Origin of the sequence: Leptolyngbya sp. 'hensonii', assembly GCF_001939115.1 — a bacterium.
In the GTDB taxonomy this organism is placed as follows: Bacteria; Cyanobacteriota; Cyanobacteriia.
Genome location: NZ_MQTZ01000028.1, coordinates 41,105 through 63,347 on the forward strand (window position 1 = coordinate 41,105; position 22,243 = coordinate 63,347).

At 50.0% G+C, this 22,243-nt stretch carries 26 protein-coding genes; 16 read left to right on the forward strand and 10 right to left on the reverse strand.

Going from position 1 to position 22,243, the window contains the following annotated elements; genetic code table 11:
- The first annotated feature begins 3 nt into the window (after positions 1 to 3).
- From serS to cobA, 4 genes are all read left to right on the forward strand, one after another.
- Entirely contained in the window at positions 4 to 1,281 is a 1,278-nt protein-coding gene (gene serS / locus BST81_RS09710) for a serine--tRNA ligase (protein WP_075598425.1), read from the forward strand.
- A gap of 398 nt (positions 1,282 to 1,679) precedes the next feature.
- Positions 1,680 to 2,234 (forward strand): Dps family protein, encoded by a 555-nt coding sequence (locus BST81_RS09715; protein WP_075598344.1) that lies wholly within the window; start codon positions 1,680 to 1,682, stop codon positions 2,232 to 2,234.
- A 43-nt stretch (positions 2,235 to 2,277) separates the two neighbouring features.
- Positions 2,278 to 3,057 (forward strand): sirohydrochlorin chelatase, encoded by a 780-nt coding sequence (locus BST81_RS09720; protein WP_075598345.1) that lies wholly within the window; start codon positions 2,278 to 2,280, stop codon positions 3,055 to 3,057.
- A 10-nt stretch (positions 3,058 to 3,067) separates the two neighbouring features.
- Positions 3,068 to 3,931 carry a uroporphyrinogen-III C-methyltransferase gene (cobA, locus tag BST81_RS09725; protein ID WP_083636765.1) on the forward strand — a complete coding sequence of 288 codons (864 nt, stop codon included), beginning with the start codon at positions 3,068 to 3,070 and terminating at the stop codon, positions 3,929 to 3,931.
- Here cobA and BST81_RS09730 read toward each other — a convergent pair.
- Positions 3,870 to 5,087 (reverse strand): pyridoxal phosphate-dependent aminotransferase, encoded by a 1,218-nt coding sequence (locus tag BST81_RS09730; protein WP_075598346.1) that lies wholly within the window; start codon positions 5,085 to 5,087, stop codon positions 3,870 to 3,872. The genes cobA and BST81_RS09730 overlap by 62 nt on opposite strands.
- A gap of 337 nt (positions 5,088 to 5,424) precedes the next feature.
- On the opposite strand from BST81_RS09730, the gene BST81_RS09735 reads away from it, so the two are divergent.
- Positions 5,425 to 5,844 carry a helix-turn-helix transcriptional regulator gene (locus BST81_RS09735; RefSeq protein ID WP_075598347.1) on the forward strand — a complete coding sequence of 140 codons (420 nt, stop codon included), beginning with the start codon at positions 5,425 to 5,427 and terminating at the stop codon, positions 5,842 to 5,844.
- 166 nt (positions 5,845 to 6,010) lie between these two features.
- Here BST81_RS09735 and BST81_RS09740 read toward each other — a convergent pair whose 3' ends face one another.
- The 4 genes from BST81_RS09740 to BST81_RS09755 all read right to left on the reverse strand — a co-directional run bounded on the left by BST81_RS09740 (position 6,011) and on the right by BST81_RS09755 (position 9,408).
- On the reverse strand, positions 6,011 to 6,766 hold the full coding sequence (locus tag BST81_RS09740) for a phycobilisome rod-core linker polypeptide (protein WP_075598348.1): 756 nt from the start codon (positions 6,764 to 6,766) through the stop codon (positions 6,011 to 6,013).
- 456 nt (positions 6,767 to 7,222) lie between these two features.
- The gene (locus BST81_RS09745; protein ID WP_075598349.1) at positions 7,223 to 7,981 is read right to left on the reverse strand and encodes a phycobilisome rod-core linker polypeptide; all 759 of its coding nucleotides are present in this window, start codon (positions 7,979 to 7,981) and stop codon (positions 7,223 to 7,225) included.
- 226 nt (positions 7,982 to 8,207) lie between these two features.
- Positions 8,208 to 8,783 carry a hypothetical protein gene (locus BST81_RS09750; protein ID WP_075598350.1) on the reverse strand — a complete coding sequence of 192 codons (576 nt, stop codon included), beginning with the start codon at positions 8,781 to 8,783 and terminating at the stop codon, positions 8,208 to 8,210.
- A 1-nt stretch (position 8,784) separates the two neighbouring features.
- Positions 8,785 to 9,408, reverse strand: coding sequence for a phycobiliprotein lyase (locus BST81_RS09755; protein WP_363079754.1), 624 nt, complete (start codon positions 9,406 to 9,408; stop codon positions 8,785 to 8,787).
- A gap of 223 nt (positions 9,409 to 9,631) precedes the next feature.
- Here BST81_RS09755 and BST81_RS09760 point away from each other — a divergent pair, with 223 nt between their 5' ends.
- From BST81_RS09760 to BST81_RS28440, 11 genes are all read left to right on the forward strand, one after another.
- The gene (locus tag BST81_RS09760) at positions 9,632 to 9,802 is read left to right on the forward strand and encodes an NblA/ycf18 family protein (protein ID WP_075598352.1); all 171 of its coding nucleotides are present in this window, start codon (positions 9,632 to 9,634) and stop codon (positions 9,800 to 9,802) included.
- A gap of 382 nt (positions 9,803 to 10,184) precedes the next feature.
- The gene (cpeB, locus tag BST81_RS09770; RefSeq protein ID WP_075598354.1) at positions 10,185 to 10,739 is read left to right on the forward strand and encodes a C-phycoerythrin subunit beta; all 555 of its coding nucleotides are present in this window, start codon (positions 10,185 to 10,187) and stop codon (positions 10,737 to 10,739) included.
- Between the two features lie 67 nt (positions 10,740 to 10,806).
- Positions 10,807 to 11,301, forward strand: coding sequence for a bleomycin hydrolase (locus tag BST81_RS09775; protein WP_075598355.1), 495 nt, complete (start codon positions 10,807 to 10,809; stop codon positions 11,299 to 11,301).
- Between the two features lie 237 nt (positions 11,302 to 11,538).
- Entirely contained in the window at positions 11,539 to 12,816 is a 1,278-nt protein-coding gene (locus BST81_RS09780; protein WP_075598356.1) for a HEAT repeat domain-containing protein, read from the forward strand.
- Positions 12,817 to 13,437, forward strand: a complete 621-nt coding sequence (locus BST81_RS09785; RefSeq protein ID WP_253188198.1) for a HEAT repeat domain-containing protein — start codon at positions 12,817 to 12,819, stop codon at positions 13,435 to 13,437.
- 83 nt (positions 13,438 to 13,520) lie between these two features.
- Positions 13,521 to 14,723 (forward strand): class I SAM-dependent methyltransferase, encoded by a 1,203-nt coding sequence (locus tag BST81_RS09790; protein WP_075598357.1) that lies wholly within the window; start codon positions 13,521 to 13,523, stop codon positions 14,721 to 14,723.
- Between the two features lie 637 nt (positions 14,724 to 15,360).
- Entirely contained in the window at positions 15,361 to 15,603 is a 243-nt protein-coding gene (locus tag BST81_RS09800) for a hypothetical protein (RefSeq protein ID WP_075598358.1), read from the forward strand.
- Positions 15,603 to 16,067, forward strand: a complete 465-nt coding sequence (locus tag BST81_RS09805; RefSeq protein ID WP_075598359.1) for a type II toxin-antitoxin system VapC family toxin — start codon at positions 15,603 to 15,605, stop codon at positions 16,065 to 16,067. Before BST81_RS09800 ends, BST81_RS09805 begins: the two co-directional genes overlap by 1 nt.
- Before the next feature lie 138 nt (positions 16,068 to 16,205).
- Positions 16,206 to 16,991, forward strand: coding sequence for an ATP-grasp domain-containing protein (locus tag BST81_RS09810; RefSeq protein ID WP_075598360.1), 786 nt, complete (start codon positions 16,206 to 16,208; stop codon positions 16,989 to 16,991).
- Between the two features lie 126 nt (positions 16,992 to 17,117).
- On the forward strand, positions 17,118 to 17,597 hold the full coding sequence (locus tag BST81_RS26985; protein ID WP_083636766.1) for a hypothetical protein: 480 nt from the start codon (positions 17,118 to 17,120) through the stop codon (positions 17,595 to 17,597).
- A 241-nt stretch (positions 17,598 to 17,838) separates the two neighbouring features.
- Complete coding sequence (locus BST81_RS28440) at positions 17,839 to 18,387, forward strand: hypothetical protein (protein WP_253188199.1); 549 nt, start codon at positions 17,839 to 17,841, stop codon at positions 18,385 to 18,387.
- A gap of 6 nt (positions 18,388 to 18,393) precedes the next feature.
- Here the strand turns inward: BST81_RS28440 and BST81_RS09820 are convergent, their stop codons facing one another.
- The 5 genes from BST81_RS09820 to BST81_RS26995 all read right to left on the reverse strand — a co-directional run bounded on the left by BST81_RS09820 (position 18,394) and on the right by BST81_RS26995 (position 22,014).
- Entirely contained in the window at positions 18,394 to 18,957 is a 564-nt protein-coding gene (locus BST81_RS09820) for a Uma2 family endonuclease (RefSeq protein ID WP_075598361.1), read from the reverse strand.
- 191 nt (positions 18,958 to 19,148) lie between these two features.
- Positions 19,149 to 20,426: a glycosyltransferase gene (locus BST81_RS09825; RefSeq protein WP_075598362.1), complete on the reverse strand. Its 1,278-nt coding sequence runs from the start codon at positions 20,424 to 20,426 to the stop codon at positions 19,149 to 19,151.
- Positions 20,427 to 20,642: 216 nt separating this feature from the next.
- Positions 20,643 to 21,068 (reverse strand): aspartyl protease family protein, encoded by a 426-nt coding sequence (locus BST81_RS09830; RefSeq protein WP_075598363.1) that lies wholly within the window; start codon positions 21,066 to 21,068, stop codon positions 20,643 to 20,645.
- On the reverse strand, positions 21,061 to 21,276 hold the full coding sequence (locus tag BST81_RS09835) for a hypothetical protein (RefSeq protein WP_075598364.1): 216 nt from the start codon (positions 21,274 to 21,276) through the stop codon (positions 21,061 to 21,063). The genes BST81_RS09830 and BST81_RS09835 overlap by 8 nt, the downstream gene beginning before the upstream one ends.
- 33 nt (positions 21,277 to 21,309) lie before the next feature.
- Entirely contained in the window at positions 21,310 to 22,014 is a 705-nt protein-coding gene (locus BST81_RS26995; RefSeq protein ID WP_083636767.1) for an HNH endonuclease, read from the reverse strand.
- Positions 22,015 to 22,243 lie beyond the last annotated feature (229 nt).

Below are 22,243 nucleotides of genomic sequence, written 5' to 3' on the forward strand. Positions count from 1 at the left end.
TTTGTGCTCGATCTGAAGCAAATCCGGGAAAATCCAGCGCAGGTACAGGCGGAGTTGAATCGGCGGGGGCAGGGGTATGATATCCAGCCCATTGTGCAGCTCGATCAGCAACAACGGGAGCTGGAGCGGGAGCGATCGCAACTCCAGGCCCGCAGTAATGAGATAGGCAAGCTGGTGGGCCAAAAAATTAAAACAGGCAGTGATCCTGTTGGTGAAGAGATCCAGGCTCTGCGGGAAGAGGGAAATCAGCTCAAGGCCAGCCTGGGAGAATTAGAGCCCAGGGAAAAAGATCTGAAAACCCAGATCGAGAGCTTACTCCTGGCCCTGCCGAATCTTCCCAGTGCGTCCACGCCTACCGGTCTGAGCGAAGACGAGAATGTGGAAGTGCGGCGCTGGGGAGAGGAATATATTCCCCAGGATAAACGCCTACCCCACTGGGAAATTGGCGAAAAATTGGGGATTTTGAACTTTGAACGATCGGCAAAAGTTGCCCAGAGCCGGTTTGTGACTCTGATCGGGGCTGGAGCTGCCCTAGAGCGGGCCTTAATCCAGTTCATGCTCGATCGCCACACGGGGGCCGGTTATGTGGAGGTCTTGCCTCCCGTGCTGATTAATACAGCGTCCCTCACGGCCACGGGCCAGCTCCCCAAATTTTCTGAGGAGAGTTTTAAGTGTGCCCAGGATGATTTGTGGCTGGCTCCCACGGCAGAGGTACCGGTAACCAATCTTTATCGGGATGAGGTGCTGGCAGGGGATGGCCTGCCCATTAACCACTGTGCCTATACTCCCTGCTTCCGGCGCGAAGCTGGGAGCTATGGTCGGGATACTCGGGGCCTGATTCGCCTGCACCAGTTTAATAAAGTAGAGCTGGTCAAATTTGTGCATCCCCAGACTTCGGAACAGGAGCACCAGAAGCTGGTCCAGGATGCGGAGGCAATTCTGCAGGCGCTGAAATTGCCCTATCGGGTGTTGGAACTCTGCAGTGGAGATTTGGGTTTCAGTGCTATGAAGTGCTACGACCTGGAAGTTTGGTTGCCCTCTGCCGATCGCTATCGGGAAATCTCCAGTTGTTCCAACTTTGGGGCGTTTCAGGCTCGGCGTGCGAATATCCGCTTCAAGGAAACGGGCCAGAAAGGAACCCAGTTTGTCCATACCCTGAATGGGTCTGGATTGGCGATCGGGCGGACCATGGCTGCTATTCTGGAGAACTACCAGCAACCGGATGGGACGATTCGCTTACCTGAGGTGTTGCAACCTTACCTGGGGCGGGAAACCCTCTGAACGGGAGATTTGAAACGTCTTGAAGAAGTTGCAGATCTAATACTTGAAGCCGTCGTAGACCTGCACAGCGGAAGTAGCTTAGTACGATTTACAGCGATTCAAAATAATTCATGAATAGCTGTAGAACAGGCTTTTCATCAACACTCGATCGGGCATTTGGGATGCGGGTGATCTCAGATTTCATCGATCGGGGAGAGGGACATGATTGGTATCTTTTAGAATAATTCTTCCTAATAATTCAGGTCATCTTCATCTGCTTTTATCTATGTTGAAAATGATTCTTATTAAGCCCCAACCTGTTTTTTGGACCTAGAATTTGAAGACATAGGTTGCTCATCATCGCTCTAAAACTCCTGGTAGTCATAACGGCAGGTCCATTCAAAATAGGAGAGAAAGTCATGTCTGGAACTCAGAATTTAGTACAAGCCTTCGATCAAGTTCATGAGAATCCAGTGGCCTTAGAACACAGTGTCACGGTTCCCGTTTGTGAAGGGTTGAATATTGCTTTAGCTAGCTTTCAAGCGCTCTATTTGCAGTATCAAAAACATCATTTTGTTGTCCAGGGTTCTGAGTTTTACTCTCTCCATGAGTTCTTCAACGACAGTTATGAAGCTGTCCAGGGGCATGTTCATGATTTGGGAGAGAGGCTGAACGGTTTGGGTGGGGTGCCGGTGGCCAGCTTCACCCGACTGGCAGAATTGTGCTGTTTCACGCCAGAAGGGGATGGGGTTTACACGAGTCGTCAAATGGTCGAGAATGACCTGCAGGCAGAGCAGGCTTTGATTAAGGTGATCCGTCGTCAAGCTGGTCAGGCTGAGAGCTTGGGCGATCGGGGAACCCGTTACCTCTATGAACAGATTCTGCTCAAAACGGAGGATCGCGCCTTTCATCTGTCCCATTTCCTGGCCCACGACAGTTTAACTCTGGCTTTTGTCCAATCTTCCCGTAATTAGGCGTTAACCCGCTCACAGATCCCGGATTAGGTCATTCCTCGCTATGGTTTGTGATTATCAGGGTGCCGCAGGGCACCCTTTTCTGCGTTTTGATTCAGCTCTGGTGCTGGTATTTCATGGAAGTCGAGACCCCCGCCCCCAGGCAGCCATGGAAAAATTGGCTCACCTGCTCCAGCAACGACTGGCAGTGCCAATCCCGATCGGAATCGCAGCCCTGGAACTGGCGACCCAGCCCTTACATTGGCAGCTCTATGAGTTTGCAGCCGTAGCTGCGGCTCAGGGATTTGATCGGTTGCAAATTGTTCCCCTGTTTTTGTTGCCTGGGGTTCATGTTATGGAAGATATCCCGACCGAGCTTGCCCTGACCCAGCAGATCCTGAAGCAGAAGATAACGCTGGAACTGCGTCCCTATCTGGGGAGTCACCCCCAGTTGGCCCCGTTGCTGGCGGCCCAGATCCCCGACTCTACCCAGAACCGAATTTTGCTGGCCCATGGAAGCTGTCGTCCTGGCGGCAACCAATCGGTTGCAACCCTGGCGGATCAACTCAATGCCCTGCCCGCTTATTGGTCTGTGCCACCGACCCTGAAAACCCGTCTAGAAGAATTGGTGCAGCAGGACCAACGGCAGGTTACGATCGTGCCCTATTTTCTTTTTCGGGGTGGCATCACTGACGCGATCGCCCAAATGGTAGAACAGTTGGCAGAAGAATTTCCATCCCTGACTTTACAGTTAGCAAATCCGATCGGCCCTACCCCCGAACTCCTCCAACGAGTGCTCGATCTGCTAGCTCCCAGACCCACCCTCAACGATACGCCCGTCTAAACCTTGCCTGATGACTGATACTCCCCCCTCCCCCCGTAAAGACGCGATTGAAGGCGTCTTTGATGACACCTCCGAGTCAGAGGTGATTGAGCGCGTCTCTACCCCTGTCCCCGATCGTGTCCTGGGTAAGGTCTACCTGGTTGGCGCTGGTCCCGGCGATCCAGGTCTGCTCACCCTAAAGGGCAAAGCCCTCCTGGAATGTGCCGATGTTGTCGTTTACGATGCCTTAGTCAGCCCCCCGATCGTGGCCATGATCAATCCTCAGGCTGAACGCATCGACGCTGGAAAGCGCCGAGGGCGTCACTCACGCATGCAGGCAGAAATCACCCAGATGTTGATTGAAAAAGCTCAGGTCCATGCGATCGTCGTCCGCCTGAAAGGGGGTGACCCATTTATCTTTGGCCGGGGTGGCGAAGAAATGGAAGACCTAGTTCGGGCCGGGGTGTCGGTGGAAGTGGTTCCGGGGATCACCTCTGGTATTGCTGCACCGGCCTATGCAGGGATTCCCCTGACCCATCGCAACTACAGCTCCTCTGTTACTTTTGTGACAGGTCACGAATCGATCGGCAAGTATCGTCCGGCAATCAACTGGCAGGCCCTGGCCCAGGGGTCAGAAACCATTGTGGTTTATATGGGGATTCACAATTTGCCCCATATTGTGGCAGAACTGGATGCCGCCGGGATGTCGCCGACCACGCCGATCGCCCTGATCCGCTGGGGCACCCGCCCGGAACAGGAGGAACTGATTGGGACCCTGGGGACGATCGTACTCCAGATGGCGGCGGCTGGCTTTGAAGCGCCTGCGATCGCGGTCATTGGTTCCGTGGTTCACCTCCGTGGTCTGCTGGGTCAGGCCGAGCGCCTGATCGAATAATTGTGGTTAATCCCTGAAGCAGACGGTCCAGCCCTTCCAGGGCTGTTGCTTGCTGCAGTGCGCCATAGGCAACCCGAATTGAGCAACTATCGGTTATCCCGAAGGTATTTCCAGGCAGAACTGCTACTCGGTGTGACTGAATCAGGCGTTTGGCCAGGGTGAAGTCATCCAGGTCAGTCTGTAGCGTTAGCAATAGGTAAAAGGCTCCCTGGCTGGGGGGAACTCGGCACCAATCGGAGAGCCCTGTCAGAGCGGTTAGAAAGGTGGTGCGGGTCTGGGCGATCGCGCTCAAATGCTGCTGACAGTAAGCTTTGCCTGCCTGTAAGGCTCCCATCGCTGCATACTGGGAGATCACCGGCGGGCAGATCACGATCGTGTCCTGGATTTTTTTGACTGCCGTCAGTAGGTGTGCGGGCATCACCATGTAACCAATGCGCCAACTGGCCAAGCCGTAGGCTTTCGACAGGCTAAATAGGGAAATGGTATGGGCTTGACTTCCGGCTAGAGAAGCCGGAGAAAAGTGGCTGGCCCCATCGTAGGTGAAATATTCGTAGGCTTCATCACTGATGTGATAGCAACCGTGCTCCCGGCAGAGGTCATTCACGGCAGTGAGACTGGCGGTGGAATACACGGCCCCGGTGGGATTGTTGGGAGAAATGGTGACGATCGCCCGAGTGCGAGGGGTGAGTGCAGCGCGGATAGCGGCTGGCTGGAGCTGGTAATGCTCATCCGTAGGAACTAAGACTGGCTTGCAATTGGCCATCCGGATAGCCATCTCATGATTGAAGTAATAGGGGGTTTGCAGGATGATTTCGTCCCCTGGATCGGCGATCGCGAGCAGGGCATTCATAAACCCCATGTTCCCGCCTGCCGTCACCAGGACAGAGGTTTTCTCTGTCAGAGCAATCTTATTTTCGGTTTCTAACTTGCGCTGAATCGCGGCTAGCAACGGTGGAATTCCCTGGACGGACTGGTACTGGTGATGGTTTGGATTGGCCAGGAATGGGGCAAGCTGAGCGGTTGCCTCTGGGGGAGGACCATAATAGACTACGCCCTGGCCCAGGGAAATTGTTCCCGGATGAGCCCGAATTAAATCTCCGATCACCGGGATGATGGGGGATTGGACGGTAGCTAAACGAGCAGACTGAGTTAGCATGAACCCGGATCAAAAAGACTGTTTTTTCCTATTATCCCTGGTAGTCTGAAAGCCCCCATCGGATTGTTCCAGTCTTTGTCCTGGGAAAAGCAATCGGGCGATGGAGGGGGAAACTAAAATATGAAAGATATGAAAAAGTGAATTTCGGGTACCTTGATACCATAGTGATGGACTATCACGGCAGGACTGGAGCCAATTGGTTGTCTGAAGGATTGCTGCAGCCTGTTTTGCAAGAAAATTAGGTTGATAGCAGCGATCGTGATAACAAAACGTAATACAATGAAGCGTCCCTTGTTCGCTATTTTTTAGATCCCTCATTCTCTCTGGGGCTTGACCCATGCCAGCACGGTTGCAAATTAAAGCTGAGGATTGCTCTCCTTTAGGGCAGTTAATTCTCAAACATCTGGAAGAACAGGGAATCAGTATGAACCGTCTGGCAGAGCTGTCTGGTATTCCCCAGCCTCGATTACGGGGAGCCTGTTTTAAGGGCACCTGCCCCACGCCAGAAACGTTGCGCAAACTGGCTCGGGTCATGGGTAAGCACCACCTGGAGCTCTATACCCTGGCCTATCAGGGCAGAATGGAAAATTTGCCCGAAGATCTGAATGAGAATTCTTTAGATCTGCTGATGCGAGAGTTGTTTGAAACAGCGCGGGAAATGGGATTGACACCACCGAAGACCCTTCCCTCTAAAGCAAAAATCCGCAAGGCTCTGATGGAATTGGGCTTTCAATCGAATAGTGAGGAATGTGCCTGAATTCAAACCCACCTTCGTTGAATATAAAAAATGAAGCCAGAGCGGTGAGGTAGGGATCCTCCTTCGGGCTTCATTTTGAGGCTGAATTTTTTGTATCTGATCCATGAGGCCAGCACTACTGCTCCATCCCCTATCTGTGAAATAGGGGATAAGCGAGGAACCTGCCTTACTTGCGACGATAAGGAACGGAAGTCATATAGTCGATATTGGAGGCTGCAATCCGCTGGGGCGGATTGACTTTCGGACCAATGCCCCGGGCCATATCGAGGAACAGTGCAGGATTCCCTGCTTTGGGCTGTTTGTCTTGAGGAACATAGGTGCGGACTGTGGTTTGCCAGATGACCTGTGGGAAACCCAGCTTGCCACGGTAGTAATCATCATAGCGAGGAGACTTGATGTTAAAAGGCAGTTCCCCCTCAGAACGACCGGGTAACACCCGACGACGCTGGTAGGGGACGGTGTCATAGCCAAAAGCTTCCAGATACTCTTCGCTGTTGAGCAGGTCATCAATAAAGCCTTTGGACCCTTTGGTTGCGACTACGATCGACCAGGCGATCTTTTCCCGCTGATTGTAGATGTCACGCCCGAGCACCCGCTGTACCGTTTGCTCGACATAGCGATAGTTGCTATTGAGGTCGTAGAAACTGCGCTTGTAGGTATTGGACAGCAACAAGCCGCGAATGAAATCTCTGACAGTGATTTGGCCGCTCCGCAGTTGGGACTCCAGGTACTTCTCCCGATCGGCTGCAAAGGCATGGAAGAAAATCTGACGATAAGCCGCTTCGATCAGATTATCCATATCTGTTGCGGAGAGCAGGTTATCTGTGGAATAAACTCTGGGCTGCTCATCACCAAAAACTTCAAAACCAGTAACCCGTTGGTTCTGGCTAGTGGGGGAATAGTCTAAAAGAGGAATTGCCACGCCTACAAAAACTCCCTTTTCTTACGAAATCTTACAAATTTAATCCCAATCATAAGGGACAAGGGACCCATTATTCGATGTAGTCTGATAAAAGTTACATAACTTAACTTGGCAGTTAAGCATGCCGAAATTCAGTCTAGGCAAACTTTTGGCACAATATTTGCACAATCAAAATGTACTTCGGCAGTCTATGGCTCTTGCACAATATTTGCACAATTCTGGTGAATGAGTTAAATAACTTCAAGATTGGATCCGGATGGGTAAGGATGGTCATTCTTGGCCTTGCAGGGGGCTCAAAATAGATCGCTTTGGGGCAGGTGATTTGGAGAGATCCCATCATCTCACAGACTTCAGAGCAATCGGGCTAAAGACAATGCAGGAAACAGCACCGGCGGTTGGAGTCTGTTTCCTGCATTGTTTTAAGTCAATGGGCTCAATCGATTAGGTTGGGAACGGCTATCCAACTGAACTGCTGGCAGTGGTCGCAAGGGTGAGTGAGAAAGCAATCAAAATAAATAGGACGATAAAGAGTCCGGCAGTAACCGGCCAGTTAGCCCGACGGATAAAGGTGTCGAAGTCAAAAGGCTCAAACTGTCCAAACAGGCCATCAGCTCTGCCTGAACCGAACAGCCAGCCAGTACGGGGCAACTGATCGCGGTAGTCTGTGCCGTAGCGGGCCATCCGCTCAAAGGGTAATTCCCCCTGAGACCGGTTGGCAAGGGTCCGCCGTTGCTGGTAGGGAACCGTATGGTCCCCAAAGCGGTTCATGTACTCTTCGCTATTTAGTAACGTGTCGATGAACCCTGGTAGACCCTGGGTGGCCAGCACAATCGACCAGGCCATTTTTTCCCGATCGCTATACACTTTCCGGCCCAGAATTCGAGGTACACAGAGTTCTACAAAACGGTAGTTGTTATTGACATCATAATTGAGCCGTCGAAAGGCATCGGATGTGGCTAAGCCTCGAATAAATGCCTTCACGGTGATTTGCCCCGATTTGAGCTGAGATTCCAGCAGGGTTTGGCGATGGTGGGACAGCATTTGTTGTTCGTGGAAGACCTGACGATAAGCGGATCCAATCAATGCATCCATCTCATCTGCTGAGAGCAGAACCTCAGTGTTGTGTACCCTGGGCTGGTCATCTCCTGGCACTTCAAAGCCAGCTACGCGCTGGTTTTGTGCAGAGGGAGAGTACTCTAGCAAAGGAATAGGCATATCAAAAAACCTCTATTTTAAGTTGCAGCAGTTTTCAACTGAAAACATAGGGGATAGAGCGGTCATGTCTCCTGTGGGGGGATTACCCCTTCCCCTAGACAGATGCCAAGAGTTTTCGGATCGTCTGAAGTCTACTGAACTGATCTGTTAATGCTCTTGCGGCATCTCACAGATTTTAGAATACGTTTGAGTAGGTACTTAAACCTATAAAGTGAGTAAGAAAGTATTAATTTGTAATAGTCGATCGCCAGTCTCTGCTCTCTCCCCGCCAGAAGGACAGCGGATTTTGAGTCCGACGACAATGGGGATAAGATTGCAAACGGCTTTCTATGCCTGCTTGCCAGGCAAGGGGTTCAATCTCTAGGCCGAGACACAGATGGGCCAGAGCTTCAGCAAACTGTTGGTGGTGACCGGGAGAACCTGCATGGGCGTGGGCGTACTCGTGAATGACCAGGGATAGCCAGTCTGCTGGAATGACTCGCCCCACATCGATCAGGATGGTGGTTGGTTTGGTTTTCAGGTTACAGAGGCCGTCAATCCCAAAAGCTGGAGAGAGAGGAGCCGCAAAAATTTGTACGGTCCGCTGCTCCCAGGGATGAAAACAGTCATAACAGGCCTGCAAGCAGAGTTGGAGGAATTCGTTGACAGCGTCAATGTGATCACCAATCCAGGTACAGATAGGCTCACGATCGCGGCTGTTGTAGACCATATCCACCATCTCGGGGTCAAGAGCCAGACTGCGGGCACCGTATAGATAATCGAGTCCGCGCGTAAACGGATCGGCACTCGTTGTAATCAGCAATTTACCAACCTAGGAAAGAAAAGTATTGTGTGGGATTTCCTGTTGCCCCGATTGCAGGGGAAGACGGAGGTGCTGTTTCAGCAGGAGTCAGGCTGGAGGGCAGACCTGAACTCTCTTCAATCCGAATTTCTGTGCAGAAGGTGGCGGTACTGAACCCCCCAAACCGCTTTACGGTGCTGGTTCGCAACCGGAGATTGGGACTGGCAAACCAGAAGCGCTCGATCGAGCTGGTGGTTTCGTATTCTGTGGTCAAAATCAGGCCGTCTTCATCGTCCATCTGATATTGCCCAATCACAGGCACAATCTCGGCGTAGCCCCGCTCGCGCAGCAGCTTTCCCTGGCGGGGGTGCTCAGCGTCCGGAACCAGGACAAAAATGGTGGAACCGTCGTGGCTATCTTCTTCCCTGTCCCAGCCCATGGAGCCCTGCCAGGAAACAAAAGCCCCGCCAATGGCCAAACTTGGATCAACGTCATGGAGCTGACAGATTTCCAGGATTTGAGGGTGATCAGCAGCCAGGGCCTCGATCTGAATTTCGGAAGCACCCGGTTCAGAGCGTTTGAAGGCCAAATGATGCGTGGTGCGGTGCGATCGCCACTTGCCTGTGCTGACTTGAAAAAACTCCATTACATCCATAGCTGACAACGCTGACTCCTCCCAAGACAATAGGGGCAAAAAATGCAGTTCTTTCCATCATAAAACCCCATTAGCCTGGAAAACAGGCTAATTTGATCTGGCTTTATTCGCAAACGTCTAAAACCGTCTACTTGTCAAGCTTGAGTTACTTTTATTAATATATAAAGCAAGACAAGGAATGAGATCAAATTGCATCAACCGGGGAGTGGACGCAATGGAACTGCCATTAGAGCTCAGCATGGAGCAAAAGTTTAATCTCAAGGTCTACGAAGAGCAGATCAAGGGATTGAGTCCAGAGCAATCCCAGGAATTTCTGTTGGAGGTTTTACGCCAGTTGATGATCAAAGAAAATGTGATCAGACATCTGATGAAACAGACCTACTAGGTGTTTGCACATCTTCTGCACAGTTGCCCTCCTCCAGTGCTCCACCGTCGCCTATCCCTTCAGGAATGTTCGTAGGCTGACCCCCAGTTGGGATGGTAAAAGTGAGGTCTGTTTCCAAGGTGCGATCGTCCAAGTATCGCCGACTTGAAAGCCAGGCAGAATCGCGCTCCCAAATTTCTGTATCCCCTGCATCCGCCCATCCCTTTCCCCTTCACCCCTGTCAGGTAGACCCTGGCAGGGGTGATTTTTGAAAATGTTAAGGATTATTGCTTTGTTTCTCATAACTGGGACTGGGGGCCAGTTCATCTTTTATGGTTTATACGTCGTCGTTAACAAACGACTTTTGTGATGTCCTGATTTACTAAAAACTAAGGAGAGCTCAATGCTTGACGCTTTTTCTAGAGCTGTAGTTGCAGCAGATGCTAGCACCTCTGTCGTAGGTGACATCAATGCTCTGAAAGCATTTGTTGCTAGCGGTAACCGCCGTCTGGACGCTGTGAATGCTATTGCTAGCAACGCTAGCTGTATGGTTTCCGATGCTGTTGCTGGCATGATCTGCGAAAACCAGGGCCTGATCCAGGCTGGTGGCAACTGCTATCCCAACCGCCGCATGGCTGCCTGCCTGCGTGATGCTGAAATCATCCTGCGCTATGTGACCTACGCTCTGCTGGCTGGCGATGCTTCCGTTCTGGACGATCGCTGCTTGAACGGTCTGAAAGAGACCTACGCTGCTCTGGGTGTACCCACCACCTCCACCGTTCGTGCCGTTCAGATCATGAAGGCTCAAGCTGCTGCTCACATCAAAGACACCCCTAGCGAAGCTCGTGCTGGTGCCAAACTGCGGAAGATGGGATCTCCTGTGGTTGAGGATCGCTGCGCTAGCCTGGTTGCTGAAGCTTCCAGCTACTTCGATCGCGTGATTGCTGCTCTGAGCTAGTTTCTATCCGCTTGCTCAGAAACACATAAACAACAATCAACACTCTAACTATTCGGAGATTTAAAAAATGAAATCAGTTGTTACCACCGTGATCGCTGCTGCTGATGCAGCAGGCCGTTTCCCCAGCACCTCTGACCTGGAGTCCGTGCAAGGTTCTATCCAGCGGGCTACTGCTCGTCTGGAAGCTGCTGAGAAGCTGGCAAGCAACCTCGACAACGTTGCTCGTGAAGCTTATGACGCTTGTATCCGTAAGTACCCCTACCTGAACAACGCTGGCGAAGCTAACTCCACCGACACCTTCAAGTCCAAGTGTGCTCGTGACATCAAGCACTACCTGCGCCTGATCCAGTACTGCCTGGTTGTTGGCGGTACCGGTCCTCTGGATGAGTGGGGTATTGCAGGTCAGCGTGAAGTGTATCGTGCTCTGGGCCTCCCCACCGCTCCCTATGTTGAAGCACTGTCCTTTGCTCGTAACCGGGGTTGTACTCCTCGCGACATGTCTGCTCAGGCTCTGACTGAGTACAACGCTCTGCTCGACTATGCAATCAACTCTCTGTCCTAGTTTTAGGTCAGGTTTGATCCTTGCATAACAGGGTAGATTGATTCCCTGCAAACCTGGAGGCTTTTGGCTCTTTGCTTTACCTGTAGAGGTTAAGTAATGACAAAAAACCTTCAGGTTTGTTTTTGGTTTTTTGGTGACAGATAGTAACCCACAGATGTTTCGAAGCAGGTTTTACAATTGACTGGCGGATGGGGTTATGCCATCTCCGTTCAACCTGTCCCTGCGCCAACCTGTTTTATGGATAAACGTTTTTCTAATCTTTTCAATCTGACTGAAGAACAGGCGATCGCCTTGTTAGATACCCCCCAGGACCAGATCGGCGAAGAGGATTCCCGCTACATCGCTGCATCTCACCTGGTTAATTTTCCTACGGAGCCATCGATCAATGCACTGATGCGGGCGGTGCAGCAAACGGACCCGGTATTGGATAACCGAATTGTGCGCCGGAAGTCTGTCGAGACCCTGGGACGGTTAAAAGCGGTGCAGGCCCTGCCGATCATCGTTGCCTGTTTGGGGGACGGGGACTGCTACACGGTGGAAAATGCGGTTTGGGCGATCGGAGAGATCGGAACGCAGGACCCCGTTATTCTGGAAGCAGTGGCTCAATTACTGGATAAGCCAGGGCAAACCTATCGAGTCATTATCCATACCCTGGCCAAGTTGAATTATCAACCAGCACTGGAACGGATTCGCCGCTTTGTGCAGGACAGTGACCCGCCCACGGCCAGTGCTGCCATTACTACCGTTTGCCGGTTTACCCGGGATGACGCCCAGATGGGGCAGGTGGTGGCTATGCTGCAACATAAGAATGTGCTGGCGCGCCGCTTATCCATCCAGGATCTGATTGACGCTCAATATTATCTGGCGATTCCTCAAATTGCCCGCTGCCCGGTGTCTCTGGTTTTCCGTCTGAGGGGAATTCGAATGCTGGCTGAATTGGGGATTCCTGACGGCGCGATCGCCTTTGCAGAGATTCAACCCCATCTGGAACAGACCCTGCGGGACCATCCCAATGATCTGACTCTGGTGCATGCCTATGACCAGACGCCAACCCTGCCCTTCCTGATCCGGGAGTTATACGAGACGGATTTTGGTCGCTGTTACCTGGCAACAAAAACGATTCTGGACCATTATCCCGATCAGGCTCCAGCGGCTCTCTTTGCGACCTACGACGAAGAAGCGAACAATGACTATGGGGCGCACTTCCATGTGATGAAGCTGTTCGGTTGGCTGCGCCATGCACCGGCCTATGATCTGCTGCTGGAAGCCCTGCATAATAAACAGCCCCAGTTTCAGAAATCGAGGGCGGCGGCGGCGATCGCCCTGGCTGAATTGGCCAACCCCAGTGCCATCCCGGAGCTACGGGCCTGCCTGGATAGTAAAATCTGGGATCTAAAATATGCTGCCCTGCTGGCTCTGGAAACTTTGGGGGATACCAGTGGCTACGAGTGGGCGATCAACGATGAAGATTGGTTGATTCGGGAAAAGGCCAAGTCACACTTAAAAATGAGTTGAATGATGTCTATAGAAGAACTGTTCCAACAACTGAAGCATCCCAATCCGAATTTGCGGGAACGGGCCATGTGGGAATTGGTGGATGCCCAGGATGAAACGACGATTCCCCGCTTGATGGGCCTGCTGGGAGAGGAGGACACCACCTATCGGCGGGCAGCAGTGAAGGCTCTGGGGGCGATCGGGGTGGATGCGGTGCCTCCCCTGGTGGAGTCCCTGCTGCAGAGTGACAATGTCACGATTCGGGGGAGCGCGGCCAAGGCACTGGCCCAGGTGGCTCTGAACTATCCAGACATTCCCTTTCCACCAGAGGGGGTCCAGGGTCTGAAAGCGGCCTTGAACGATGCCAATCCCGTGGTGCATATTGCGGCGGTGATGGCCCTGGGAGAGATTGGGACGCCTGTGGTGGATGTGCTCATTGAGGGGCTGCAAGCGACGGATAATCCGGCTCTGGCGGTGTCGATCGTGAATGCCCTGGGGTCGATCGGAGATAGTCGGGGGGTGGATGTGCTCACGGCCCTGATTCAGGATGAGGCGACTGATTCCTATGTGCGTGAGTCAGCCACCAGTGCCCTGTCCCGTCTGGAAATGACCGTGAAATTCAAACGCGGTGAACCTGCGTAACGTGGGTTCATGAATTGGTGTGAGATGATGGGATGATGTCTGTCCTGTCCTTTATTGTCCTGTCTTCCTGAACGACCCCGATCATGTCAGATTCCCAAACCATCAGCGCTGCCGTTGCCCGTCTCTACGATACCTATCCCTTTCCGCCAGAGCCCTTACTGGATGAACCCCCACCGGGGTATAACTGGCGCTGGAACTGGCTGACTGCCTATAGCTTCTGTACGGGTCAGAAGCCTGTCACCGATCGGGTCCGGATTCTGGATGCCGGGTGTGGCACGGGGGTGGGCACTGAATATCTGGTGCATCTGAATCCCAATGCCACGGTGGTGGGGATTGATTTGAGTGCCGGAGCGCTGGCCGTGGCCCAGGAACGCTGCCAGAAGTCGGGAGCCACTCGGGTGGAGTTTCATCACTTGAGTCTGTTTGACGTGGAGCAACTGCCTGGTGAATTTGATTTGATCAATTGTGTGGGAGTTTTGCACCATACACCTGATCCGATCCGGGGCATTCAGGCTCTGGCGAAAAAGCTGGCTCGGGGTGGGTTGCTGCACATTTTTGTCTATGGCGAATTGGGCCGCTGGGAAATTAAGCTGATGCAGGAAGCGATCGGCCTGTTGCAAGGGGAACAGCGGGGGGATTATAGCGACGGGGTCAAGGTGGGACGCCAACTGTTTGCCTCCTTACCAGAAAATAATCGGTTGCGCCAGCGGGAGCAGGAACGCTGGTCCTGGGAAAATCAGCGGGATGCCTGCTTTGCGGATATGTATGTGCATCCGCAAGAAATTGATTACAACATCAATACAGTGTTTGAGCTGATTGAGGCTTCTGGTCTGGAGTTTATTGGTTTATCCAATCCACGGGTTTGGGATCTGGATCGCCTGATTGGGAAGGCTCCAGAGTTGATGGTACGGGCGCAGCAGTTGAGCGATCGGGAGCGATATCGCTTAATTGAACTGCTTGATCCGGGAGCCATTACCCACTACGAATTTTTCCTGGCCCGTCCGCCTCTGTCTCGACAGGATTGGGCCGCTGATGCCGAACTGCTGGCGGCTATCCCTGAAGTCAGTCCCTGTCTGGATGGCTGGCAGACCAGCGCCCAGTTCTTCAACAACGACTATCAAATCGTCAAGCTAGATGAAGCGGAATGGCAGTTTCTGAAAGCCTGTGAGGGGAATCAGACGATGCAGAAAACGGTCGGTGAGATTTTGCAGACGGCGGAGCTGAGTTTGGCTGGGGTGCGATCGTTGCAAAAACAACAATTACTTCTCCTCGAAGCCAAAATTTAAGGCACTAATATACTTGGCACACCGAAATATTTTTAATTTCCTTAAGAAAATTGGATTTGGTAATTACACTCAGCAAGGCTGTCACCAGCCCCGCTGGTCTCCACAACCGGAGGGGAATCGTTTCGATAGTAAATCTAATCGGCATCAAACACCGAGCGCTGACCTTGAACCTTAATATGCCGCCCAATCGCGGTGTGACTATGTCTTCCTAGGCGTTGAATACCCTAATTTGATGGATTGAGAAAGAAGTGGTTTGACCGGAATCCAGATTGCGAACAGCAATAGAGGTAATCCTTGGAGATGAGCCATCGGGTCGGTCATAGAAACTTTCACAAGAATAATGGATAACGATTACCTGATCAGACTTGCTCATTAGCTCAGACAATTTTATTTTTGCTTGCCTGCGCTCCTGCACTTTGTTACAAGCTTCACCCATGAAGAACTTCCTAATCTAGATTGACCGCCAATCAATATAAATTAGATGTTGTCCAATGGACTCTCTAAGATCACAACTTGAGTCTAACGTAACCAGAACGATTGCCTGGAAGGGATTGTACTGTATCAGTAAGGAGCTGCTCCAGACGGGTCGGAGCCCGTAGATTAATATAGAGAATGTGTATTTTCTCAAAATTAACCTATGCTGCGAGAAGATCTTAAAAAAGAATTAGACAAGCTAAATGATGAGCAACTTAAAAAAATTGCTGATTTCATAGCCGACCTTGAATTTCAGTCTAGACAAGTTGTATCGTCTGTTCCATTTTGGCAAAGAGCAACACCATCCGACAGGGCTAGGGAATTTCGTGAATGGGTTTTACAACTTCCTCAAGGTAGTCCAAGTCTAGGAGACGAAGCCTTTAGCCGCGACAGTATTTACGAATAATGACGAGATATTTGCTTGACACTAATGTTGTTATGCGATTCTGCAATCCTTCCGACGTGCAGCATGAGCTTGCAACAGATGCAATCTCTCGTCTGCTCCTGCAATCAGATGAATGCTTACTTGTGACACAAGTAATTATTGAGTTTTGGGTCGTTGCCACAAGACCAACTCAATTCAATGGCTTGGGCTGGACTGTAGAACAAACCAGAAGCACAATAGATCAACTTCTTGATCGTTTTCCATTCTTAGAGGAATCTCCGCAGATTTTTCCAAATTGGCTGAACTTAGTCACAAATAACAGAGTGATGGGTAAACGCACCCATGATGCTCGTATCATTGCAGCCATGCTTGCGAATGGAATTACACATCTCTTGACCTTCAACCCAAGCGATTTTGCAGGTATATCAAGTATTACAATCATTCATCCACAAGATTTGTCTTCGTCTGTCGCTGATGAGCCATAGCATTGGCGATCGCGGCATAACAAATCGATGGAGCCGATCGCCGAGAGGTTATCTGTGAGAATTAGGAGTTATTTGCGGCGACTCATCTCAGCCGTTATGCATCTCAATCTGTAGTCTAAAAGATTAGATCTTTGAGTCATGCGTGTTCTATATCCTGAAAATCCATTAAATAAAACACAAGCAGATGAGCCGTATCACGAAGAGTTCACTTTTGTGCGTAGTGCTGGGTATAGTCAATGTTCACTTTTTGATTTTGATGCATTAGACTTCGATGAATTCAATCCACATCCGAGAATTCAGACTGGTGAGCGAGTGCTTTACCGTGGCTGGATGCTCAACTCGCAAAAATATAAAACCTTGATCACGCAAATCGAACACAAAGGTGGTGTACCAATAACTTCCCATGATGACTACCTTCGATGTCATCATCTACCAGGTTGGTATCAACAATGCTCACATTTCACAGCAGAGACATATTTTTTTGCGGTTGACAAAGAGTTAGAAGCAAAAGTAGAAGAACTTGGATGGGAGCGCTATTTTGTAAAGGACTTTGTGAAGTCCAATACAGCTCAACTAGGTTCAGTTGCAAATTCACCATCCGAAGTCCGCAGTATTGTTGAGCAAATTGCTACTTATCGAGGTGAAATTGAGGGTGGCATTGCGATACGACGTTTTGAAAACTATCGCTCCAGTACAGAACGTCGATACTTTATAGTTAATGGTACACCTTACTCATCTGATGGCGCAGTTCCTGAGATAGTACAGGAAATAGCCAGCATCATTAATGCACCGTTTTACTCTGTCGATGTGGTAGAAAACTCAGAAGGGAAACTGCGGCTTGTTGAGTTGGGAGATGGGCAGGTGTCAGATAAAAAGGCTTGGTCAATATCCAAATTTGTGGAGGTCATTGCAGCGAATGCATAACAATCCACTTGCACAGCGACCGTATGTAGACTTTTGGTTAAGATTGCTGGTTCTAACGGGTTTTGAGTCTTGGAGTGAAGAGGCGTAAAATGAGAGCAAAGGGTTACGTCAAGGAGGCGGCACCCCATGTCAGATCGCAAGACCAGAGGCACAGCCGGGGATAAAACGATTTGCCTACCGATTGCTGAAGGGATTGACTACGAGCAGTTAGTTAAGGATACTGCCGGATTTAGAACCTATCTCGACAGTCAAATTGCTGAACATCCTGAATTGTTTCCAACCCGCATTGGGGAAGGCTACTGCCTGCACGGATTCATCCACTCGGATCGTTTGGGAATCACAACCCGTCGCATTCGACTGAAATGCAATCGCGATAGCTATCAGATTCGACCGGATAGGGTGATGCCTTACATGGTGGGAACAACGGAGGAAGTCGAGAAGGGACTCTATTTACGGCGTTACGGGGTGCCCTACGAGGGAATTGCCCATGTGTTAGGGCACTCGGCGATGTATTGGTATCGAGCGACCCAAGCAATGGGACGGGCTTCCATTGTAGGCAGTAGGGTGAAAGACCCGGAGGCAATCCCCCCCTCACCTCGTTGCTGATGAAAAGCATAGCTGGTGGTGGGGTGAACCCATCTACATCACCGTCACTGCGGCGGCTGGATGTTTTCTGGGTGTCAGTGTCGCTCAGTCTGCCGATGCAGTTGCCCTCAAGCAGGCGTATGGGGACTTTCAACTCGAAGCCCAGCAGGTAAACCCCAACTACAGCCCCCAAAGTGTCAATACTGATGGTTGGGACGCTACCCAGCAAGCCTGGAAAGCATTGTTCCCAAGCATTACGCTCGTGCTTTGTTTTTTGCATACGGTGCTGGGCATTCAAACGTTGTGCCGTCGCACGTCCTCAGTGTTCCAGGTTCTCACAGACAAACTCTGGCAACTCTACCACAGTCTCAATCGACGGCAATTTGCTCAGCGCTTACGCCGATTGATGGAGTGGAGCCGACGGACAGATAACGAGCTGCCTGACAAAGCCCGACAAAAACTACTGACCCTACCGAGCAAAGCAGAATCATTCAAGGTGCATTTTGACCTGCCACAGGCGTATCGTACCAGCAATCAAGTAGACCGATTGATGAACTATCAAGATCGTATCCTCTATACCATGCAGTACTTCCACGGCACCCTAGATTCTACCAAACAGGGATTACGGGCAATGGCATTGCTGTGGAACTTCCATCCCTACACCCGTAAAGTTCAGGCAATAGAGCCTCATTCGATGTCCCCCTTTGAAGACCTCAATGGGTTTCGTTATCACGATAACTGGCTGCACAATTTCCTCATTGCCTCGTCTCTCAACGCTCGCGGGACCGGACACAAACTCCGTCAGAACTAGCAAGTTTTACTCCAGTAACCAAGCAAACAAGTCTTTGATTGTAAGCTGTAGCTCACTTGCAAACGATGGTACAGGAACAACTTCACCTGGCTCATCCAACACTTCAGGTTCTTGCTTGGGACGATAGACAAACACAGTTTGCTCATCTGGATCGATTAACCAACCCATTTGGGTTCCATGTCGTAGGCAGTGAAGGATGTTCTTGGTTACTTTTGTTTGGCTTTGGTCAGGAGACAGGATTTCAATTGTCCAATCTGGTGCAACAGGAAACGTGTTGGCAACCTCTCCATTCTCATCACGAGGAATTCGGCTCCAAAGAAACACTGCAATATCAGGAACAGTTGAACGACCACCAAAGGTACTGCGTAGTTCAGGAAATGCACGAGCAATACGCTTGGACTTAACTACCCCATTGATAGCAGGTACGAGTTCCCCTTGGATAGCACTATGTTTCCCTTGAGGCATGGGTTTCTGAATAATTTGACCATCAATGTATTCACTCGCAGGTTTTGTTTCTGGTAATTGCAAAAACTCCGCCAAGGTCAATGTTTTAGATGGTGTTTGTACCATTTGGGTTTACCCCTATCAGCCAGATCAGAAACTAATCTCTAGTTTAATCAGAAATGCAATGAGGTTAACTGCTCTGCCTCAACCGATAGACTAAGCAAGCTAACGGTGAAGTTGTGCGGCGGCAGACAGCCTTGAACTCAGCACCAGCGGCTTGCGTCCGTCCGCTGCCGTGAAGTGTTGGGCTGCTGTGCTTACGAAGAGATTGAAGCGGATTGAAGTTGTTTTTCAATCGCATCATATGCCACGTCAACCCCATTTTCTGCTCGGATAATACCTCCAATTTCTGAAGCTTTAGCTGCATAACTTGGATTTTCTAATAACTGGCGTAATTGCTTGGCTACTTGTTCTGCTGTGTACTGTTTTCGAGGAATCGTCCGCGACGTTCCCAAACGTTCAACTCTGGCAGCATTGTCTGGTTGGTCGTGACTGTAAGGCATGACCAGGGTTGGACGACCTGCCCGTAATGCCTGAGCTGTTGTGCCAATACCACCCTGATGCACGATCGCACAAGCACGCGGAAAAATTTGAGAATATGGAACATAACTCGTGGTAAATACGGACTCTGGCAGAACATTGGGAGGAACATTTTTACCCATCAGCAAAACAGCACGGCGATTCAGTTGCGTTGCAGCTTCAACACTTTCCTGGTAAAAACGTCCAGGAGCCATGACTGCGGCTGAACCTAAAGTAAAAACGATTGGGGGATCGCCCCTATCCAAAAACTGCTGAAGCTCCAGTGCAAGTTCTGTCTTACCCTCGTTGCCGTCATAGAATGCAAAGCCAGTGAGCACTGTATTTTCTGCCCAGTCGGGTTGAGGCTTTGCGAATACTGAAGAGAACAGTGCTAATACAAGATACGGTGAATATTTATCATCAATAAATGGATTCCCTGTCAGAGGTGGCAAGCCGATCTCGTGCCGCAATTGGTGAATTGGCTCTGCCCAGGACTTAGACAATACTTTTGATAATTGAATGATGCCCCGGTTAGCCAGAGAACCTAGTCCTCGTAGCTTGGCAAGAAATGGCAGTATAGGTAAGACGGATGGATCATAAACCGACAGAAACGAGGCGGGCTGTAGGACAGCAAACGCCCATGGAATTTCTAATTTTTCTGCGACCAATCGAGCCGCTACAACTCCTTCACCTGTAATGATGAAATCTGCATCTTTTGCACTGTCCATCAAATCGATGTAGGTTTCACGTAAATTCGCGCAAACCCAATTTTTGATGACATACTCTGTACCTGTTTTCAGATCCATCATTCGCGCCATTTCTTGTGGATCATTCAGTGCGGTGTTGTCAGGGCGCATCCGATGAAACTCGAAACCGAGAGCTTCAATTTTGTCCTGGTATTCTTTATGAGTTGCAAATACGACATCATGACCGCGCTTTCGTAGTTCAAGCGCGATCGCAATTTTGGGATGCAAATCACCAAAAGAGCCAATGGTGGTTAAAACAATTCGGCTCACTACCGCGCCTCTCGGTTAACGACACCGTATAAATATACTTGCTTGATTTTAAAGCCTTGCTTCCCTAACAGTGAAATTGGAGTACTGTCCTCACCGAGACATAAAGCAGCCCAACGGTGAAGTGCAGCGGCGGCAGATAACCTAGAACTCAGCATCAGCAGTTTTCGTTCGTCCGCTGCCACGCAGTGTTAGGTGGCTGGCAAGAACGTCTACAGCCTACTCCGAAAGAGCTTTAGGGCTAACTGCAAACTCTAGCTGTGAACGATAGAAGCAAACATCGAACTCCATAAAGAAGTTCACCTGACCCAAGATAAGCGGTACATTGGTAGCTTGTGTCCAGGCAAATACAAGTTGCACAGGCTCAAATTGACCAACGACTGCTTGAGCAAGTACGACACGCGCCTCATACTGAGCCAAATTTCCTGTCAAACTCAGTGCTGTTGTTTGCCGTTGCCAGTCATATCTAAGCTCGACTCCTATTGAATATGGCAATACATTTACACTTGCTCCGGTATCCAGTAGAGCCGATGCTGTAATGGAACTTTGCTGGTAAAGCAGAGTAAAAGGCAAATATGGGCGAAAACTGGCTTCACCCAAAGTTGGATCGCCTTCAAGAAATGAATACCGCTGGGCGTTACGCATGGTCTTGAGCTTTAGCAGCCTCTAGCACTTTTAGCATCGTATCCGCAGCCTCATCCGCACCATAAGGAGACCATATAGGATAAGCTTGTTCAGGCTTAATAAGATCGGTTTCCTGCTGAGCTAGTTCTGAGATCAAAAGCTGCATAATATAAAACTTATCTGAACGACTCAAACTTCTCAATGTCGAGATTAGGTCTGTTGAAACCATGCAAGATACTCCAGTTTAATTGGGTTTGCCCTTCTATTCTAGAGATTTTTTCAATCGTACGATCTCTTCAATGCTTAATGAAGGGGAACGCCGATGAATCATGGCATGGCAATTAGGGCAGACAGGACGCAAATCTTTTACGGGATCAACTTCGTACTCTCCGGCAATTTCAGAAATTGGGCATAAATGATGTACATGGATAAATCCTTCACCTAACTCTCCAAAAAACTCTCCAAAATTGAACCCACAAACAAAGCAGCTCACGCCATAATGTTCTATGCATTTTTGACGAGCTTGGAAATTACGTTCATATGCATTAACTGAAACTCTAAGAATTGCCCCCTCGCGAAAAACTTCAGATTCATCAACTTCGTCAGGGAACAGGTTTTCTTCGGATTCAAGTTTGACAGTATTCTTTTTCTGACTTTGTTGAGGACTAATTAAGTCCCCAATAAGCCAATAGCCTCTTAAGCTAGAATCTTCCTGATTTCTAGGAACGATTCCTGTCCCTTTCCGCTTTAAGTCATTAAGGACTGTTCGGACGGTGTGCTTCCAAGCAGGCTCATTTCTATTACTTGTACCATTCATGGAGCGAAGATATAAATCATCACAAAGTTTAGGATAATGATTCTTAACTCTGGAATAAATCTCGCTGATGTGAAACTCTCCTGTCCCCATAAAACTAAAACGTGAATTTCTGAGGAATTGATATAGTTCTGAGAGATCTTCTCTGGCCATTATGATTTGAATTAAATGGAATTAATGTTCTGCTTGCATATTTTGCGGCATCAGGTTCTACATCTTGCACCGTATCTTTGATAAACTTCTGTCGATAAAATGGCAACAACGTTCCACTATCTAACTAAAAGCCGCCTAACGTTCCCAACCAGCGGCGGTAGATCACCTTGAACTCAGCATCAGCAGCCTCGTCCGTCCGCTGCGTTGGGGTTGTTGGGATGCTGGCTGC

Bases quoted from the DNA above. Each gene is read 5' to 3' on its own strand.
- BST81_RS09715 (WP_075598344.1), top strand. From the start codon at position 1,680: ATGTCTGGAACTCAGAATTTAGTACAAGCCTTCGATCAAGTTCATGAG.
- BST81_RS09720 (WP_075598345.1), top strand. From the start codon at position 2,278: ATGGTTTGTGATTATCAGGGTGCCGCAGGGCACCCTTTTCTGCGTTTT.
- cobA (WP_083636765.1), top strand. From the start codon at position 3,068: ATGACTGATACTCCCCCCTCCCCCCGTAAAGACGCGATTGAAGGCGTC.
- BST81_RS09730 (WP_075598346.1), bottom strand. From the start codon at position 5,087: ATGCTAACTCAGTCTGCTCGTTTAGCTACCGTCCAATCCCCCATCATC.
- BST81_RS09735 (WP_075598347.1), top strand. From the start codon at position 5,425: ATGCCAGCACGGTTGCAAATTAAAGCTGAGGATTGCTCTCCTTTAGGG.
- BST81_RS09745 (WP_075598349.1), bottom strand. From the start codon at position 7,981: ATGCCTATTCCTTTGCTAGAGTACTCTCCCTCTGCACAAAACCAGCGC.
- BST81_RS09755 (WP_363079754.1), bottom strand. From the start codon at position 9,408: ATGGAGTTTTTTCAAGTCAGCACAGGCAAGTGGCGATCGCACCGCACC.
- BST81_RS09760 (WP_075598352.1), top strand. From the start codon at position 9,632: ATGGAACTGCCATTAGAGCTCAGCATGGAGCAAAAGTTTAATCTCAAG.
- cpeB (WP_075598354.1), top strand. From the start codon at position 10,185: ATGCTTGACGCTTTTTCTAGAGCTGTAGTTGCAGCAGATGCTAGCACC.
- BST81_RS09775 (WP_075598355.1), top strand. From the start codon at position 10,807: ATGAAATCAGTTGTTACCACCGTGATCGCTGCTGCTGATGCAGCAGGC.
- BST81_RS09780 (WP_075598356.1), top strand. From the start codon at position 11,539: ATGGATAAACGTTTTTCTAATCTTTTCAATCTGACTGAAGAACAGGCG.
- BST81_RS09785 (WP_253188198.1), top strand. From the start codon at position 12,817: ATGATGTCTATAGAAGAACTGTTCCAACAACTGAAGCATCCCAATCCG.
- BST81_RS09790 (WP_075598357.1), top strand. From the start codon at position 13,521: ATGTCAGATTCCCAAACCATCAGCGCTGCCGTTGCCCGTCTCTACGAT.
- BST81_RS09800 (WP_075598358.1), top strand. From the start codon at position 15,361: ATGCTGCGAGAAGATCTTAAAAAAGAATTAGACAAGCTAAATGATGAG.
- BST81_RS09805 (WP_075598359.1), top strand. From the start codon at position 15,603: ATGACGAGATATTTGCTTGACACTAATGTTGTTATGCGATTCTGCAAT.
- BST81_RS09810 (WP_075598360.1), top strand. From the start codon at position 16,206: ATGCGTGTTCTATATCCTGAAAATCCATTAAATAAAACACAAGCAGAT.
- BST81_RS26985 (WP_083636766.1), top strand. From the start codon at position 17,118: ATGTCAGATCGCAAGACCAGAGGCACAGCCGGGGATAAAACGATTTGC.
- BST81_RS09820 (WP_075598361.1), bottom strand. From the start codon at position 18,957: ATGGTACAAACACCATCTAAAACATTGACCTTGGCGGAGTTTTTGCAA.
- BST81_RS09830 (WP_075598363.1), bottom strand. From the start codon at position 21,068: ATGCGTAACGCCCAGCGGTATTCATTTCTTGAAGGCGATCCAACTTTG.
- BST81_RS09835 (WP_075598364.1), bottom strand. From the start codon at position 21,276: ATGGTTTCAACAGACCTAATCTCGACATTGAGAAGTTTGAGTCGTTCA.
- BST81_RS26995 (WP_083636767.1), bottom strand. From the start codon at position 22,014: ATGGCCAGAGAAGATCTCTCAGAACTATATCAATTCCTCAGAAATTCA.